The organism is Williamsia sp. MIQD14, assembly GCF_051025635.1.
In the GTDB taxonomy this organism is placed as follows: Bacteria; Actinomycetota; Actinomycetes; order Mycobacteriales; family Mycobacteriaceae; genus Williamsia_A.
On record NZ_JBPFDG010000001.1, the window covers coordinates 680,968 to 698,472 of the forward strand.

The following is a 17,505-nucleotide window of genomic DNA, read 5'->3' on the forward strand; positions in this document are numbered from 1 at the left end:
TGTTGAACGCTGGTGTATTTCGCTGTTCTGATTGCGATTTACTACCGCTGACGGTGCGGAAACCGATCGCCGAGTGTGCGTCGTCGTGGAGGCGGCTCACGGTGCGCGGTCAGCACACTCGACGAACGTTTCCACACAGTCAGCACAACCACTCGCCTGGCCGTTTCCACACAGTCAGCACAACCACTCGCCTGGCCGTTTCCACACAGTCAGCACAACCAGCCCACGTCGATCAGGCCGAAGGGGTCAGGCAGTAACTCAGGGGCGACGGCCGGGAGAACGAGACGACCTGTCCGCCGTCGCAGGTGATGGTGGCCGACGCAGCTCGGCCGACCACCCGGACACTGCCCGGCGTGGTGCAGGGCTCACGACGGAAGTCGACGAGTGTGCCGCCCGGGCCAGGTATCCGATAGCACTGTCCGGCGGCGAAATTCGGCAGGATGCAGAGCTTTCCGAAGCCGGGCTGGGTGAGCTGCGAGTACTGGCCCTCACCACAACCCGCCGTCGCCGACTGCAGCGCCGTCGCGACGATGAACGTGAACTGCGCAGCGTCACAGCCGACTTTCGCCGGGACGATGCCCGCAGGCGTCTGCGACAGCGAGATGCACTCCCCCGGCGCCGAGTACATGGGCTCGGCCGAGCGCGCGACGGTGCTCACCGGCGCCGCCGCTGACGACGGGACCCCGGAAGCAGAGACATCAGGACCAGGCGCGTCGCTACCGGTGAACAGCGAGATGAACAGCGGTACCGCCACGCCGACGATCGCCAGCACACCGACGACGGCGATACCGATCCTCACACGACTCGACGGTGTGGAGATCCGCGAGATCCACGGACGCCCCTCAATCGGTTCGACGTTGCGCAGGTCCTCGCGCGGATCGTGATCGCCGGGAGCGGTCACCGGCGCCTAGAGGATCTCGCGGCGCACGATGGTCTGATCGCGACCCGGACCCACACCGATGCACGAGATGTGCGCTCCGGCCAGCTCTTCGAGGCGCAGCACGTAGTCCTGCGCGGTCTTGGGGAGATCAGAGAAGGTGCGGCAACCGGAGATGTCCTCCCACCAGCCGGGCATCTCCTCGTAGATCGGCTTCGCGTGGTGGAAGCCGGTCTGTGTCATGGGCATGTCGTCGACGCGCTCACCGTCGACGTCGTAGGCGACACAGATCGGGATGGTGTCGAGGCTGGAGAGCACGTCCAGCTTGGTCAGGAAGTAGTCGGTGATGCCGTTGACACGCGTTGCGTAGCGGGCGATCACGGCGTCGAACCATCCGCAGCGACGGGCCCGGCCGGTGGTGACACCCACCTCGCCGCCGGTCTTGGCGAGGTACTCGCCCCACTCGTCGAACAGCTCGGTCGGGAACGGCCCCGACCCGACACGGGTCGTGTACGCCTTGAGGATTCCCAGCACCGTGGTGATGCGGGTGGGTCCGATGCCCGAACCGACCGACGCGCCACCCGAGGTCGGGTTCGACGACGTCACATACGGGTAGGTGCCGTGGTCGACGTCGAGCAGGGTGCCCTGCGATCCCTCCAGGAGCACGGTCTCGCCACGTTCGAGCGCCTGGTTGAGCAGCAGTCGGGCGTCGGCGATGCGGTGGGTGAAGCCCTCGGCCTGGCCGAGCACCTCCTCGACCACCTGCTGCGGGTCGAGCGCGCGCCGGTTGTAGATCTTGGTGAGGATCTGGTTCTTGATCTCCAGAGCCGCCTCGACCTTCTGGGTGAGGATCTTCTCGTCGAGCACGTCGGCGACGCGGACACCCACGCGGGCGATCTTGTCCTGATAGCAGGGACCGATACCGCGGCCGGTGGTGCCGATCTTGTTGTTGCCGAGGAATCGCTCGGTGACCTTGTCGATGGCCACGTGATACGGCATCAGCAGGTGCGCGTCGGCGGAGAGGATCAGGCCCGAGGTGTCGACGTCGCGGTCCTCGAGGCCCCCGAGCTCGGTGAGCAACACACCGGGATCGACCACGACACCGTTGCCGATCACGTTCTTCACACCGGGCGTCAGGATGCCCGACGGGATGAGGTGTAGGGCGAACTTGTCGCCATTGGGGAGGACGACGGTGTGGCCGGCGTTGTTGCCGCCCTGGTAACGGACCACCCACTGCAGCTTCTCGCCGAGCAGGTCGGTGGCCTTGCCCTTACCTTCATCGCCCCACTGTGCACCGATCAGTACGATCGCAGGCATCTCCACGTGCTCCTTCCGGAACGGGCACACCCGAACCGTGGGGTAACCCTACTGGCTTTGTACGGCAGATACCGCCTCGTTCGCCGCGCGTCCACCGACGCCGATCCCCGATCGAGACGGTCGCGCCGACGTCGGACGAAGGCGATCGACACCCATGACCCTCAGCGTGATGTGCGCGCAGGACGCCGAGCTGCCCGATGCGTTGGCCCACCTCACGGTCACCCGCGCCGGTCTCGACCGCGACTCCCTGCGCGCCGGCGTCGCCAAGGCCATGGCGCCGCTCGACGTCGACCGCGTGGTCGTGGTGGGTGGCGCCGAACTATCCGACGCGTTCTGCGGCGGGGTGGTGTCGCGACTGATGATCGCCGAGCGACTCGATGTCGAGATCGCCTACGTCGCGCCCGCCGCGACCCCGGGCACCGCGGCATGGGGCCTCCCCCACGGCAAGGCCGCAGTCGACCTCGCGCTGTCCGGGACCGCCGTCACCGTCCCGCTGATCCGCGACGATGCAGCCGTCGTCATCATCGGCCGGGCCCGCCACCTCGGTGAGAACGGTCGGGCGTTCACCGGCGAGTCGATCGTCGACAGCGAGCGACTGTTCCTCGGCGAGGCCACGTGTGTCGAGATCCGCCCGACGAGAGCGGAGCCCGGTGTCGAGGGTGCACTGCACAAGCGGTTCCGGCAGAAGTGGATCGCCGGGCGCGCTGTGCAGACCGGTGGCGTCGACATCGTGGTGGAGCGCGACGGCGTGCGCGCCGACCGACCGGTGAAGCGCTCCACCATCTATCGACATCACGAGGACTGGAAGCTGGTCTCGCCCACGGACAGGATCACCACATGAGTACGACGACCCAGATCGCGCGGGCGGTCCGACCCGGCCCGGTGTTCCTCGGGGTGGTCGCCGCGACGGTGGCCGGTGGTGTGGTGCTGGCGAATTCCGACCCCGGCCGCAATGCCACCTCGATCATCGGTGCGCTTCTGTTGGTGGTCGGCGGCTGGGTGATCTCGTTGTGCCTGCACGAGTTCGGGCACGCGGTGACCGCGTTCGCGTTCGGCGACGCGGGCGCCGAGAACCGCGGTTACCTCACCCTCGACCCTCGAAAATACGCCCACCCCGGCCTGTCGATCGCGTTCCCCCTCGTGTTGATCCTGTTGGGCGGTATCGGTTTTCCCGGCGGTGCGGTGTACGTCAACCAGGCCGGGTTCACCAGGGCGCAGCGAACGATCGTGTCGCTGGCCGGCCCGTTCGCGAACATCGTGATCGCCGTGGCCCTCCTCGCGTATCTGCGCTGGTCGGTCGACACCATCGACGCGACGTCGATCAACCTCTACTCCGCACTCGGGATGCTGGCGTTCCTCCAGATCACCGCCGCGCTGCTCAACCTCATCCCCATACCCGGCCTCGACGGCTACGGCGCCATCGAGCCGTACCTGTCGATGCAGACCCGTCGATCGATCGCGCCGATCGGCCAGTACGGCTTCCTCGTCGTCTTTCTCATCCTGCTGTTGCCCCCGGTCAACCGAGCGTTCTTCGACATCGTCTACTGGCTCTTCGAGTTGTCCGGCGTCAGTTCGGCGTTGGCCTCCATCGGCTACGACCTTGTCGTCTTCTGGCGCTGAGATCCCGACATAGACTGACGAACCCCGCCTCGAGTTCGAGGCGGGTTCGTCAGTTCAGAGCGGGTTGATCGCTGCGGTCAGCGGACCTCGCAGTCGATGCTGGGGCCCGATGTGTGCGGGCTCGTGGTCACCGGCGGCTGGTAACCCAGAACGGTGGGAGTCTGTGGCACGAGGATGACGCCACCTCCTACCGGGGACGGCGGCAGCGTCGTGGGCGTCGTGTTCGTGCCGGATGTGCCGCCGCAATACAGGGTTCGTCCCGAACCATTCGTCACCGAGACAACCGTGACCGGCGTGATCGCGACGGTGATCGTGACCGGCATCGAGGCGCCCTGCGCGTTGGAGACCGTGATGACGAACGAGTCCGTCGTCGTGCCGCCCGACGCTGCGGCCGTCCGCGCGGCTGCGGTCGGCGTGAACGTCCAGACACCACCGGAGGTGACGGTCACCGTCCCGGTCGGCGGGCTCACCGTCGGGGCGGCGAAGGTGTAAGGACCCGCACCGGTGTTGGACGGCAGAAGGAATCCCGATACCGCGCCGGTCACCGAGTTCGTCGGTCCGCCGGCCAACCCGATCGTCCCGAAATCCGACCCTGCCGATCCGGTCACGCCGGTCGCGCCGCTGCTCGAGCCCACAGGGCCCGTCGTTCCGGTGGCCCCGGACGCGGCGTTCGGCACGACCGCGACGGTCACGGTGATCGGCACCTTCCCGCCATGGCCGTCGGACACCGTGACGACGAACGAATCCGTCTTCGCAGAGTCCGGTGCGTTCGCCGCCGAGGCGGCCGCCCGCGCGGCATCGGTCGGCGCGAAGGTGTAGTTGCCCCGGGCGTCGACGGACACCGCACCGCCGCCGACCGACGTCGTCGGAGCGGAATAGGTGAGGACGTCGCTGTCGCCGTCGGTCACCGACACGACTCCGGTCACGACACCCGTCGCCCCGTTGGCCGTCCCGGCGACCTGCGTCCCCGCCGTCGGCGTGGCATTGACCGGGCTGATGGTCACCGTCACCGGGACCGAGATCGATCCGCCGTGGGCGTCGTCCGCCGTGATCGTGAACGTGACGGTCTTCGCCGCACCCACCGCGGCCGCATCGTGCCGCGCCGCGGCCGTCGGGGTGAAGGTGAACGCCCCGGTAGCCGAATCGACCTCGATGGTCCCCATGCCCGTGACACCGGACCCGCCGTAGGTGAGGGTGTCGCCATCGGCATCGACGACACTCACCGTGCCGGCGACGGCACCGGTCCCCGGCTGAGCTGGTCCGGTCGTGAAATCGGCTGTGGGAACTATCGACACCGTCCCCGAGTAGAAGTTCATGACGTATACGTCTCCGTTGGAACCCGTGGCGACCGCGAACGGTCCCCTGCCCACGGCTGCGACCGTCCTGATGACCGTGTTCGTCACCGGGTCGATGATCGACAGCGAGTTGTCGGCCTGGTTCCCGACGTACACCCGACCGTCGGCACCCACCGCGACGCCGAACGGGTCGGACCCCACCGTCACCACCGATGTCACGGTGTTCGTGACGGGATCGATCACCGATACCGTGCCGTCTACCTGGGATACGACGTACACCGATCCGTCGCGCCCCACGGCCACTCCGGCCGCGCCGTACCCGGTGTCGATCGTCGTGACCGAATAGTCGTCAGCGGGGTCGATGACGGACACCGTGCCGCCGTGGTAGTTGCTGACGTACACACGCCCGGAGGGTGCCACCGCGACACCCGTCGGGTGTTGACCCACCGCGACCGAGCGCACCAGCCCGGTGGAGGTGTCGATCACCGACACCGTCCCGGCGCCCTGATTCGTCACGTAGACGACACCACCGGAGCCCAGCGCGATGCCGAACGGAGTGGACCCGACCGAATACGTCGTGAGCACCGCTTTGCTCGTCGGGTCGATGACCGTCACCCGGTTGTTCCGATTGGTGACCACGTACACCAGCCCGTCGGGCCCCACACCGACGCCCGTCGGGTTGCTGGTGAGCGCGATGGTTCCTGTGACGGTTCGGGTGATCGGATCGATCACCGACACCTTGCTCTCGTCGTAGCTGGTCACGTAGACCCGCCCGTCGGGACCGACGGCGATGTAGTTGGGCCCGCTGCCCACCCCGACCGATGCGACCACTTTCGGCACGGTCCCGCCGGTGGGCGCAGCGTTGACCGGGCTGATGGTCACCGTCACCGGGACCGAGATCGATCCGCCGTGACCATCGGTCACCGTGACCGCGAAGGTGTCGGTCTGTGCACCCGTCGCCGACGCCGCAGCGTGTCGCGCTGCGTCTGTCGGGGTGTAGACGAACGCCCCTGTCGCGGGGGCGATCTCGACCGAACCCGAGGTCGTTGCCCCGGAACCGCCGAAGATGAGGGTGTCACCGTCGGCATCCGAGCTCCGCACCGTACCCGACACCGCGCCGGTGACGGTGTTCGGGGCGCCGACCGTGACACCCGGGGGTGCGATCACCGTGGTGGTGTTGCCGAACAGGTTCGTGACATAGACGACGCGATCAGAACCCACCGCGACACCGAACGGGAAGGTGAACCCGTCGATGGTCGAGGTGACCACGCCGTTGCGGATCACCGACACGGTGTTCGAACTGCTGTTGGTGACGTACACGGTGCCGTCGGGCCCCACCGCAACGCGATTCGGGGCCGCGCCCACGGCGATCGTCGACACCACGACACCGTTCTTGATCACCGACACCGAGTTGGATCGACTGTTGGAGACGTAGACGGTGCCGTCGGGCGCCACCCCGACACCGTCCGGGCCGGCACCCACCCTGATCGTGGACTCCACCACACCGTCTCGGATCACCGCGACCGATCCGCCGTCGATCTGGGTGACGTACACCCGACCATCGGGACCGACCGCGATGCCGTCGGGTCCGGCGCCGACCGCGATGGTCGACTCCACGGCGCCGTTGTTGATCACCGACACACCGCTGCCGGTAGCGACGTACACGCGCCCGTCCGCACCCGCTGCGACACCGACCGGACGGGCGCCCAGGTCGATCGTCGTCTCCACCGCACCGTCGTTGATCACCGACACCGAGTTGTCGCCCTGATTGGTGACGTAGACCCGACCGTCGGAACCGACCGCCGCAGACAGTGGACCGTTACCCACGTCGATGGTCTGGACCACGACGCCGTTCTTGATCACCGAGACCGAGTTGCTGCTCAGATTGACCACGTAGATCCGACCATCCGGACCGACCGCGACACCGCTCGGGAAGTAGCCGACACCGATCGTCGACGCGGTCGGGGTCGTGGTCACCACCGGTGGGGCGTTGAGCGGATTGATCATGATCGACACCGTGATCGGGGTGATTCCGCCGAAACCGTCTGTCGCGGTGACGGTGAACGTATCGGTCTTCGCACCCGTGGGTGATGCTGCGTCGTGACGGGCCGCCGCGGTCGGGGTGTAGGTGTACGAGCCGTCCACCTTCACCGTGAACGTTCCCGACGCGCTGGTCGACGTCGCCGGCGTGAAGGTCACCATGTCGCCGTCGGCATCGGTGGTGGTCACCGTGCCGGTCACCTGCCCCGACGAGGTGTCCACCGTGCCCGGTGTCTGTTCTCCGGCAACAGGATCGGCGTTCACCGCGGTGATCGGCACCGTCACCTCAACCTGCGTCGAGCCACCGAACCCATCGCTCGCGGTCACGGTGAACGTGTCCGTCTTCGCGCCGTTCGCCGACGCCGCAGCGTGCTGCGCCGCCGCGGTCGGGCTGTAGGTGTAGGTGCCGTTCGCGTTGACCACGACCGAACCCGAGCCCCCGACCGTGCCGGTCGGACCCGAATATGTCGCTGTGTCACCGTCGGCGTCGGTCGTGGTGACGGTGCCGGTCACGACACCACCGGCACCCACCGTCCCCGGAGTCTGCTCCCCTGCCACCGGATCGGCGTTCACCGCCGTGATCGGAACCGTCACCTGGATGTCGACCCGGCCGCCGAAACCATCATCGGCGACGACGCTGAACGTATCCGACTTCGCACCCGTCGCCGACGCCGCATCGTGCTGCGCCGCCGCGGTCGGGGTGTAGGTGTAGGAACCGTTCGCATTCACCGTGAACGTGCCGCTAGTGCTGGTCGTCGTCGCCGGGATGAACGTCACCGTGTCGTCGTCTCCGTCGGTGGCCGTCACCGTGCCGGTCACCACACCACCGGCACCCACCGTCCCCGGAATCTGCTCCCCTGCCACCGGATCGGCGTTCACCGCCGTGATCGGAACCGTCACCTGGATGTCGACCCGGCCGCCGAAACCATCATCGGCGACGACGCTGAACGTGTCCGACTTCGCACCCGTCGCCGACGCCGCGTCGTGCTGCGCCGCCGCGGTCGGGGTGTAGGTGTAGGAACCGTTCGCATTCACCGTGAACGTGCCGCTCGTGCTCGTCGTCGTCGCCGGAATGAACGTCACCGTGTCGTCGTCGCCGTCGGTGGCCGTCACCGTGCCGGTCACCACACCACCGGCACCCACCGTCCCCGGAATCTGCTCCCCTGCCGCCGGATCGGCGTTCACCGCCGTGATCGGCACCGTCACCACAACCTGCGTCGAGCCACCGAACCCATCACTCGCGGTCACCGTGAATGTGTCGGTCTTCGCACCCGTCGCCGATGCCGCATCGTGCTGTGCCGCCGCGGTCGGGGTGTAGGTGTAGGTGCCGTTCGCGTTGACCACCACACTGCCGGTGCCGCCGGCAGTGGTCGTCGGACCCGAATAGGTCGCGGTGTCACCGTCGGCGTCGGACGTCGTCACCGTGCCCGTCACCACACCACCGGCACCCACCGTCCCCGGAACCTGCTCCCCTGCCACCGGATCGGCGTTCACCGCGGTGATCGGCACCGTCACCACAACCTGCGTCGAGCCACCGAACCCATCACTCGCGGTCACCGTGAACGAATCCGAGGTCACACCACCGGGTTTGGCCGCAGCGTGCCGCGCCGCCACGGTCGGGGTGTAGGTGTAGGCGCCGTTCGTGTCGACCACAACCGAACCGGTACCGCCGGTCGAGCTCGTCGGACCGGTGTATGTCACCGGGTCCTTGTCGCCGTCGGTGACCGTCACCGTGCCGGTCACCGCACCTGTCGCGGGATCGGTCCGTCCGACAGGCTGATTCGCGGGAGCCACGGGAACCGCGTTGAGCGGAGCCAGTGGGACGGTGACGACGATCGGCGTCGTCGCGCCGCGTCCGTCGGTCGCGTTCACGGTGAACGTGTCCTGCTTGCGCGCATCTGGTGCGCCGGTCGCCGCGGCCTGGTGCCGGGCATCTGCGGTCGGGGTGTAGGAGAAGGCGCCGCCGGTGGTGACGGTGACGACCCCACCCTGCGTGCTCATCGATGACCCTGCGCTGTAGGTCACCGGGGTGCCGTTGCTCGACTTCGCGGACACCCTGCCGTCGATCGCACCGGTCGACGGGGCGGGCGTCCCGACGACGATGGCGATCGTTGTCGGCGGAGCGGTCGACGCGACCGGGACATTGACCACCACAGACGATCTCGTGAACCAGTTGTTGGCCGACACCGTGAACGAATCGGCGGTGACGGTGATCGGGGCGGTCGCCGACGGGGTGTAGGTGTAGCGCCCGTTGCGATCGACGGTGACGCTGCCGTTGGCCGGCGCGGTCACGGTGTACCACTGCGGCAACCAGAACGGACTGGTGAACTGGGCGCTACCGGTCACCACACCGGTGGTGGGGTCGACGGTCTGGCCACCCTGGGCGGTCGGATACGGCGAGAGGATGTCCTCGATCCGCCGGAACACCGCGACCACGAGATCGCCGATCGGGTTCGCTGCGGGTACCACGGGGCCACCCGGTGTGGTCGAGGTGCTGGTGTGCAGTCCGAAGATCGAGAGCACGACCGCGGCCAGCGCGGTCAACGGTGTGACCGCCTGCTGTGACACCGGCGCGACCGAGACCGTCGGCGCGACAGCGTTCAACGACAACGTCGGGGTGATCGCTGCCGAACCCGACGGTGTCGACACCACCAACGGGGCGACCGCCGGGACGGGTAGGGAAGTGCTCGGCTCCGCACCTCCGTTGACCGTCGAACCGGTCCCCGACCCACCCTGGGACCGTGTTCCGGTCGACGAGGTCGAGGGGGTGTCCGCGGCGGACGGGACCGACGGCGCAGCGGCGGCCGGGGGTGTCGACGACCCGCCCGTGCCATCGGTCGTCGGGACCGGGTCAGCAACCGCGGGCGGCGTGGCCGATCCGGTCGGGGCATCCGTCCCACCGGATTGGGGCACACCGGATGGGGGCACACCGGGCTGGGAGGTGTCGGACGAGGACGGCGGGGTCGACGAGTCGGCGGCAGTCTGCGTCGCGTTCGGCTCTGCGGTGGCCGTCGAGGTCGACGACCCGGTCGCATCGGAGGTCCTGGGCGCGGGCGCGGAACCACCATCGCCGACGGTGGTGTCGGCACCGGCGACACCCGATCCCGCGATCAGCGCGGCGCCGAGGCCCACCGTCATCGCCGAGGTCTTCACCCATGTCGGTACCTCGTGCCGTTGCGACGACGCGCGACCGCGGCCCGCCGCCTTCGCCGCACGCGCCTTGGCCTTCGCCCGATTCTTCACCCGATGTGCACTCATGCTGGATCAACCCACTCTTGCTGACGCGCGCCGCGCTTTCCCGGTCGGACTCTCGCCGGGGTATGAGCGAACCGTAGAAACGGTTTGTATATTTTTTGCAAATCTTTAGCGGCCGAAATGTCGTGCTTAATACATGCAAATCACCGCAGCGTCGATTCGCGAGACTGCATATCGTTGACGGATGGCATCCGATGGTGAAGTGGTCGCGATCCACGTCGCCGGAGACGTGCGCATCGTCGGCGCCGGAGCCGTCGTCCGTCCCCGCACCGTCGGCGGCCCCCGATGCGACGATCTCGTCGCCTTCCTGTCCGTCCACCGCCATCGCGAGGTCCCGCTGGAGGAGTTGGCGGACGTCGTGTGGCCGCACCGACGGCCCTCGTCGTGGTACTCGGGTCTGCGGGGGCTGCTCATCAAGGTGCGCAGTGCCGTCGCCCTGGCCGACATACCCGCGGCCACCGTTCGTGCACGCGGCGGGACGGTTCGGCTCTCACTGCCCGACGGGCTGGTCACCGACCTCGACGTCGCTCGTCGATGCTGCCGCCCCATCGGCGACGACGTGGCGGCCGCCATCGCCGACGCACGCGCCGCGCTCGAGATCCTCGACCAGCCGATCCTCCCCACCTCGACGGGCGCATGGGTGGACGCGGTGCGCGCCGACGTCGCCGAGATGACCGACGTGGCGCTCACGATCGACGCCACCGGTTCGTTGACGCTCGGACACCACGAGGGCGCTGCCACCGCGGCCGAACGACTGCTCACCCTGGATCCCCTGCGGGAGAACACCTATCGGATTCTCATCCGGGCACGCATGGGTCTCGGAGAACGCGGGCGCGCGCTGACCGCTGCTGCGAGGTGCCGCCAGGTTCTCCGCGAGCAGCTCGGCGAGCTGCCGTCACCGGAGACCGAGGAGCTCTTCCTCGAGCTCCTGCGCGACACCCCGACCGCCGATCCGACACCGCCCACGCCGCATCGTGATGCCGTGGTCGGCCGCGACACCGAACTGCGGATCGTCGCCGACTGCGTCGCACGGTCTGCGACCGGGCGCGGTCAGTTCCTCGTCGTGAGCGGTGAGGCGGGGGCGGGCAAGAGCACGATCGTCTCCGAGGCGATGGCGCGGGCGACCGAGGCCGGTGCCCGGGTGCTCTTCGGTCGGTGCACCGAGGAGGCGACCGTCTCGTTCGAACCGTTCGTCGACGCCGCGCGGCGGGACCGCCATCCGATCCTGCAGATCCTCAGCGCCGGTGAGTCAACCGAGTCCACGGGCACGCATGCACCGGACGCAGATCATCGCGCCGACGCCATGGACGCCCTCGTCGACTGGGTGACCCCCGCGATCGACGACGGGCCGACCGTGCTCGTGATCGACGATCTGCACTGGGCGTCCACGGCGACCCTGAACCTCATCGGCGACATCGTCGCCACCACCGCCGACCGACGGGTGTGCGTGGTCGTCACCGTCCGCGACGAGCACACCGACCGCCCGCGGATCCGGGAGTTGCTGGCCGTCGGAGACGCGCGCGCGGAAGCCCATCGGGTACGACTGCGCGGGTTCGAGGTCGGAGATGTCGCCGACCTGATCGCGATCAACGGAGCCGCTCTCGACCCGGCGATCCTGCACGCCCGCACCGGCGGACTGCCCATGTTCGTCACCTCGCTCATCACCGACCACGAGCTCGGTTCGGACCGTAGGGTGCCCGCATCGATCGCCGAGTCGGTGCGACACCGCGAAGGCGTCCTGAGCGACGTGGCGCAGAGGGCGCTCCGGTTGTGCGCGGTGATGGGGATGACGACGCCCCGCACCGTCCTGCGCGAAGCGATGCCGGAATGCGATGACCTCGCGTTCGCCTCTGCGCTCGACGAACTGATCCATCACCGCCTCGTCACCGAATCCGACTCCGGCGGCGACGTACTCCTCCGACATCCCCTGGTCGCCGACGCGGTCTACGACCGGATCACCGTCTCGCTGCGCGAGCAGATGCACAGCGAGGTGGCCCGCGCGCTCGAGTGGTCCGGGATCGCGGGGCACGCCGACGCCGCCCGTCTGGCGCATCACCTCGCGCGTGGGGTCGACGCCGATCGAGCCGCGTCCGTCGACCACTTCCGACGCGCGGGCGACAGCGCGATGGCCATCGGCGCCCACGAGGATGCCGTCGACCTGTACCGGTCTGCGGCGCAACGGCTCACGCCCGAAGGGGACTCCGCCGCCCGGTGTGAGCTGATGGTGGCGGCCGGGCGCGCGCAACGCAGGGCCCGCGACCCGGCGTTCCACTCCACGCTTCTCGAGGCCGTCGCGATGGCTCGACGTCTCGGCGATCTCGATCTGCTCGTCACCGCCACCCTGGCCAACAACCAGCAGGGGGTGCTCAACATCCAGATCGTCGCCGACTCCGAGCGCATCGAGAGCCTGCGCGGAGCGATCGAGGCGCTCGACGCGGCCGGTCGACCCGATGGGTCGGAGATCGCTCATCTCACAGCGCAACTCGTCATCGAGTCGATCTGGGTGGCCGACCACCGTGAGCGGCGTGACCTCGTTGTCCGCGGCATGGCGGCGGCCCGTGCGGCCGACGACGGCGATGCCCTCGTCGAAATACTGGTCGCCGCCCTCACCGGGATCCACCATCGTGACCTCGACGCCATGCGGTACGCCGCCTACCGCGAGCTGATGGATCACCTCAGCGCCTCGACGGGTCGCACGGTGGAACCGCTCCGTGCCGTGCGGATCACCCGCGCCCACATCCACTACGGCCAGCTCGACCATGCCGGACGTACCCTCGACCGGATCTCGCCGTCACACCTCACGCGCGACCCCGAGACCGCGTGGTTGGCGAAGGTGACCCGGTACGGCATCGCCCACGCGGCGGGACGGCTCGACCTGTGCGAGAGCGAGCTGGTCGATCTGCGGTCGATCCCCGCCGCCCCGACCACCGGATACTCCTACGGCCGCATCCTCCCGTCGCTGTTCAGCCTGCGGATGCTCCGCGGCGACATGGGCGAGATCGTCGATGCCGCATCAGGACTCGTCGAGCGGTTCCACATCATCGGCTTCTACCGCATGTGCCTGGCCGCGGCGTACGCCGACTGCGGCGACCTCGACGCCGCCGCCGACCTCGTCGCGTGGCACACGCGCGATCGCATCGAGGCGATCGCCGACGACCCCCTGTGGATGTGCTCGATGGCTGTGCTCGGACGTGTCGCCGCCCAGGTCGGCGACACCGAGGTGTGCGACCACGTCCTGCGACTCCTCGCGCCCTACGGCGATCAGACCGTGGCGAGCGGCGCGACCGTGCTGGGTGTGGTGCACCAGTATCTCGCCGAGGCGGCGATGGCCGTGGGCGACCTCGACCGCGCCGCCGTCCACATCGACGACGCGCTGAGCGTCCTGTCCGCACGGGACTACCGCGGCTGGTACGCCGACGCGGCGTGTCTCGCCGTCGCACTCGAGGTCCGCCGCGACGGCATGGCGCAGCCTGCGACCGTGAACCGCGCCCGCCGATCGGCCGACGAGACCGGCGCGACGGCGGTGCGCCGACGCCTCGATCCCCTCATCGCCGACACCAGCGCCCTGGGCACGGTCAGGTAGGAGCTGCCCGCCACATGGTCGAATTTCCGGGATCCCGTGGGTCATTGGCGTTGATCGGGTTGCGCCTTCGTCGAGGCCCCCGGCGTCGCTGCTCTATCGTGAGACGATGACGACCGATGGCGTGGCGCTCGCTGTCCGGCTCGTCGGCGAGGTCGCCGTCATCCACGGCGAGCACGTCGTGCATCCCCGCGTGGTCGGCGGCAGGCGGTGTGACATCGTGCTCAGCTACCTCGCCGTCAACCGCCACCGCGAGGTCACGCTCGAGGAACTGGCCGACGCGCTGTGGCCGGCATTGCGACCCCAGTCATGGAACTCGGCGGTACGCGGTGTCCTGTCCCGCGTCCGCGACACCCTCGAGATGGCCGGCATGCCCGCCGACACCGTGCGGTCACGGGCGGGCAATGTCCGTCTGTCCCTGCCCGACGGCTCGGTCACCGACCTCGAGTTCGCGCGTCGCTGCTGCGACCAGGGACCCGACGACACCACGAACGTGCACGACGCACGGACCGCACTCCGATTGCTCGACGGGCCGGTGTTGCGCGACGTCGAGGGTCGGTGGGTCGACGAACTGCGCGACGAGGCCGACGCGCTGCGGATCCGCGCCCACGAGGTCAATGCCGAGGGCTCGCTGCGCCTCGCCGAGTACGAGGCGTCGATCTCCTCGGCCGAGCGTCTCATAGGGATCGACCCGCTGCGAGAGAGCGCCTACCGGACGGCCATCCGCGGACACATGGGGCTCGGTGAGCGCGGGCGCGCTCTCCAGGTCGCCGCGCGCTGCCGGCAGGTCCTGTCCCACGAACTCGGTGTGCAGCCGTCGGCGGCGACCGAGGAGCTGTTCCTCACCGTGCTGCGCGGTGACACACCCTCCGATCCGCCCCGGTCGGCCGGGCTGATCGGCCGGGCCGCCGAGTTGTCGACGATCACCGATGCCGTCGGACGCGCGTCGCGGGGAGACGGACAGATCGTCGTCATCTCCGGCGAGGCCGGCTCGGGGAAGAGCACCGTCGCCCACGCCGCCATGGACCAGGCGCGGGCCGCCGGCGCCGATGTCCTCGTCGGTCGCTGCTCGGAGGAGGCGGTGGTCCCGTTCGAGCCGTTCGTCGAGGCGATCGGTGACGACATCGACGCGTCCGGCGCGGAGGTGTCCCGGGAGCGGCTTCGCGACACCGGCGCCGGGATCTTCCATCTCATCCCGACCGTGGCCCGACGCTTCCCCGACATCACGCCCGAGCAACCCCTGTCCGACGACCGCTCCACGATCATGACCGCCGTCCTCGAATGGCTCACCACAACCGCCCGCCGCGGACCCACGGTGCTGGTGATCGAGGATCTGCACTGGGCCTCGCCGGCGACACTCGCGATCATCCGCTATCTGATCCATGCGTCCAATCGCACCCGCCTGTGTGTGATCGTCACGGTGCGTGACGAATACGTCGACAGCGACGACATCCGGTCCACCCTCGCCGCCGCAGAACGGTCGAGCGGCCTGCATCGGATCAGGCTGACCGGTCTCAGCGTCGCCGAGGTCGGTGCGATCATCGAGGCATCGGGCACCGCACTCGATCCGGTCACGCTCTCCGAACGCACACGCGGTCTACCGCTCTTCGTGGAATCGCTGATCGCCTCCCATCTCTCGGAATCCGGCGAGTCGCTTCCGGCGTCGATCGCCGAATCCGTCGCGCAGCGCGGACGGCTGCTGACCGCGCAGGCGCGTGATCTCCTGCAGCTGTGCTCGGTGGTCGGCATGGCGGCGCAGCGGATCGTGTTGCGGACGGTCACCGCCGACCTCACCGACTACGCCTTCGCCGAGGCGCTCGACGACCTCGTCCGGCAGCGACTCATCATCGACTCGGCCGAGGGCACCGACGTCGTGCTGCGGCACCCCCTCGTCCAGGAGGCGGTGTACGCCGAGATCCCCGGTACCCGCCGGGCGGAACTGCACTCCCGCGTCGCCCGGGCGCTCACCGATCTCGGTGAGGTCGGGGTACCCGAGGAGTACGCGCGGCTGGCCTACCACCTCAGTCGCGGGCGCGACGCCGATCGCGCACGCGCCGTGCCCTATTGGTGGCGTGCGGGCACCTCCGCGATGGCGCTGGGGGCGTACGAGGACGCCGTGGCCTTCTACCGCAGTGCCGAGCAGCGGCTCATCCCCCGCGGCGACTCGGCCGACCGCTGTCGCCTGTGGGTCGATCTGGGTCGAGCGCAGCGCAAGGCCCGCGACCCGGGGTTCCGGGCGACCCTGCTGGGCGCGGCCGACATGGCCCGGCGACTCGACGACATCGACCTGCAGGTGACCGCCACCCTCGCCAACGACCTGCAGGGGATCCTCTACATCCACCTCCACTCCGACAGTGAGCGCATCGCCGATCTCTACGACGCCCTCGACGGTCTGGAGAAGGTGGGGCGCGGCGCCTCGGCCGAGGCCGCACGTCTGTTGTCGCAGTTGGCGATCGAGCTGATCTGGGTCTCCGATCACCCGACGCGGCAGACGTTGCTGGTCCGCGCCATCGGCGCCGCGCGCACCGTCGGCGACCGCGGAGCGCTCATCACGGCCCTGTCGGCGGTCGTCGTGGCGCTGCGCGCCCCGCAGTGCGCCGCGTTCCGGCGTCAGTCCTACGACGAGCTGATGGAACTGCTCTCGGGCTCCACCGACCGTCGGATCGATCCCCTTGTCGCGGTGTGGATCGCGCGCCAGCAGATCGAGTACGGCGACCTGCAGGCTGCCACACGGACCGCGGCGGTCCTCACCGATGCGCAGGTGTCCCGCGACCCCGAACTGGCCTGGCTGGCGCGTCTCATCCGGTTCGCCGTCGACCTGGCCGCCGGTCGCCTCGACCGCTGCGATCGGTGGCTGGAGGATCTGCTCGACATCCCCTCACCGCCGCTGGAGAGCTACTCGTTCGGACGTCTCCTCGGGCCGGTCGTCGCTCTGCGCACGCTGCGCGGCGACATGCGTGAGGTGGTCGACGCCCGAGAGGCCCTCGTCGAGAGGTTCGACATCGTCGACACCTACCGGGCCTGTCTCGCAACCGCTCTCGTCGATGTCGGGGAGATCGACGCCGCCACCGACCTCGTCGCGTGGTACGACCGTCGGCGGATCGAGCGGATCCCGGTCAACAACATCTGGCTGGCCACGATCGCGACCATCGGGCGAGTCGCCGCGCAGGTCGGCAACACCGAGACCTGTGCCGTGGCCTACGAGATCCTGTCGGCCTTCCCGAACGAGAACACCGTGTCGTGGGCGGCGGTGTACGGGACCGTCCACCATCATCTCGGTGAGCTGTCGATCGCGCTCGGCGACTACGACCGCGCCGCCGATCACCTCGACGACGCCCGTATCGCCCACCGTGAGCGCGGATTCGACGGCTGGTACGCCGAGACGCTCTACCTCGTCGCCCTCCTCGAACAGCGTCGCGACGGGCACGCCACCGACGGCGCGCTCACCCGTGCCCGCCGTGCCGCCGACGAGGTGGGCGCCACCGCGGTGCGGCGCAGGATCGACGCGCTCGCGGCGTGAC

General features: G+C 69.0%; 7 protein-coding genes. 4 read left to right on the top strand and 3 right to left on the bottom strand.

The window, feature by feature from the left end; genetic code table 11:
- Window positions 1-232: 232 nt before the first annotated feature.
- Entirely contained in the window at window positions 233-901 is a 669-nt protein-coding gene (locus tag ACQ7HM_RS02995) for a hypothetical protein (protein ID WP_434214745.1), read from the bottom strand.
- A 6-nt stretch (window positions 902-907) separates the two neighbouring features.
- Window positions 908-2,194, bottom strand: a complete 1,287-nt coding sequence (locus ACQ7HM_RS03000) for an adenylosuccinate synthase (RefSeq protein WP_434214746.1) — start codon at window positions 2,192-2,194, stop codon at window positions 908-910.
- 154 nt (window positions 2,195-2,348) lie between these two features.
- On the opposite strand from ACQ7HM_RS03000, the gene ACQ7HM_RS03005 reads away from it, so the two are divergent.
- Complete coding sequence (locus ACQ7HM_RS03005) at window positions 2,349-3,035, top strand: hypothetical protein (protein WP_434214747.1); 687 nt, start codon at window positions 2,349-2,351, stop codon at window positions 3,033-3,035.
- Complete coding sequence (locus tag ACQ7HM_RS03010) at window positions 3,032-3,814, top strand: site-2 protease family protein (RefSeq protein WP_434214748.1); 783 nt, start codon at window positions 3,032-3,034, stop codon at window positions 3,812-3,814. The genes ACQ7HM_RS03005 and ACQ7HM_RS03010 overlap by 4 nt, the downstream gene beginning before the upstream one ends.
- Window positions 3,815-3,891: 77 nt before the next feature.
- On the opposite strand, the gene ACQ7HM_RS03015 is transcribed toward ACQ7HM_RS03010, so the two are convergent.
- Window positions 3,892-10,407: a VCBS domain-containing protein gene (locus ACQ7HM_RS03015; RefSeq protein WP_434214749.1), complete on the bottom strand. Its 6,516-nt coding sequence runs from the start codon at window positions 10,405-10,407 to the stop codon at window positions 3,892-3,894.
- Between the two features lie 181 nt (window positions 10,408-10,588).
- Here ACQ7HM_RS03015 and ACQ7HM_RS03020 point away from each other — a divergent pair, with 181 nt between their 5' ends.
- Both ACQ7HM_RS03020 and ACQ7HM_RS03025 read left to right on the top strand, forming a co-directional pair.
- On the top strand, window positions 10,589-13,987 hold the full coding sequence (locus tag ACQ7HM_RS03020) for an ATP-binding protein (protein ID WP_434214750.1): 3,399 nt from the start codon (window positions 10,589-10,591) through the stop codon (window positions 13,985-13,987).
- Window positions 13,988-14,093: 106 nt separating this feature from the next.
- On the top strand, window positions 14,094-17,504 hold the full coding sequence (locus ACQ7HM_RS03025) for an ATP-binding protein (protein ID WP_434214751.1): 3,411 nt from the start codon (window positions 14,094-14,096) through the stop codon (window positions 17,502-17,504).
- Window position 17,505 lies beyond the last annotated feature (1 nt).

Bases quoted from the DNA above. Each gene is read 5' to 3' on its own strand.
- ACQ7HM_RS03000 (WP_434214746.1), bottom strand. From the start codon at position 2,194: ATGCCTGCGATCGTACTGATCGGTGCACAGTGGGGCGATGAAGGTAAG.
- ACQ7HM_RS03005 (WP_434214747.1), top strand. From the start codon at position 2,349: ATGACCCTCAGCGTGATGTGCGCGCAGGACGCCGAGCTGCCCGATGCG.
- ACQ7HM_RS03010 (WP_434214748.1), top strand. From the start codon at position 3,032: ATGAGTACGACGACCCAGATCGCGCGGGCGGTCCGACCCGGCCCGGTG.
- ACQ7HM_RS03015 (WP_434214749.1), bottom strand. From the start codon at position 10,407: ATGAGTGCACATCGGGTGAAGAATCGGGCGAAGGCCAAGGCGCGTGCG.
- ACQ7HM_RS03020 (WP_434214750.1), top strand. From the start codon at position 10,589: ATGGCATCCGATGGTGAAGTGGTCGCGATCCACGTCGCCGGAGACGTG.
- ACQ7HM_RS03025 (WP_434214751.1), top strand. From the start codon at position 14,094: ATGACGACCGATGGCGTGGCGCTCGCTGTCCGGCTCGTCGGCGAGGTC.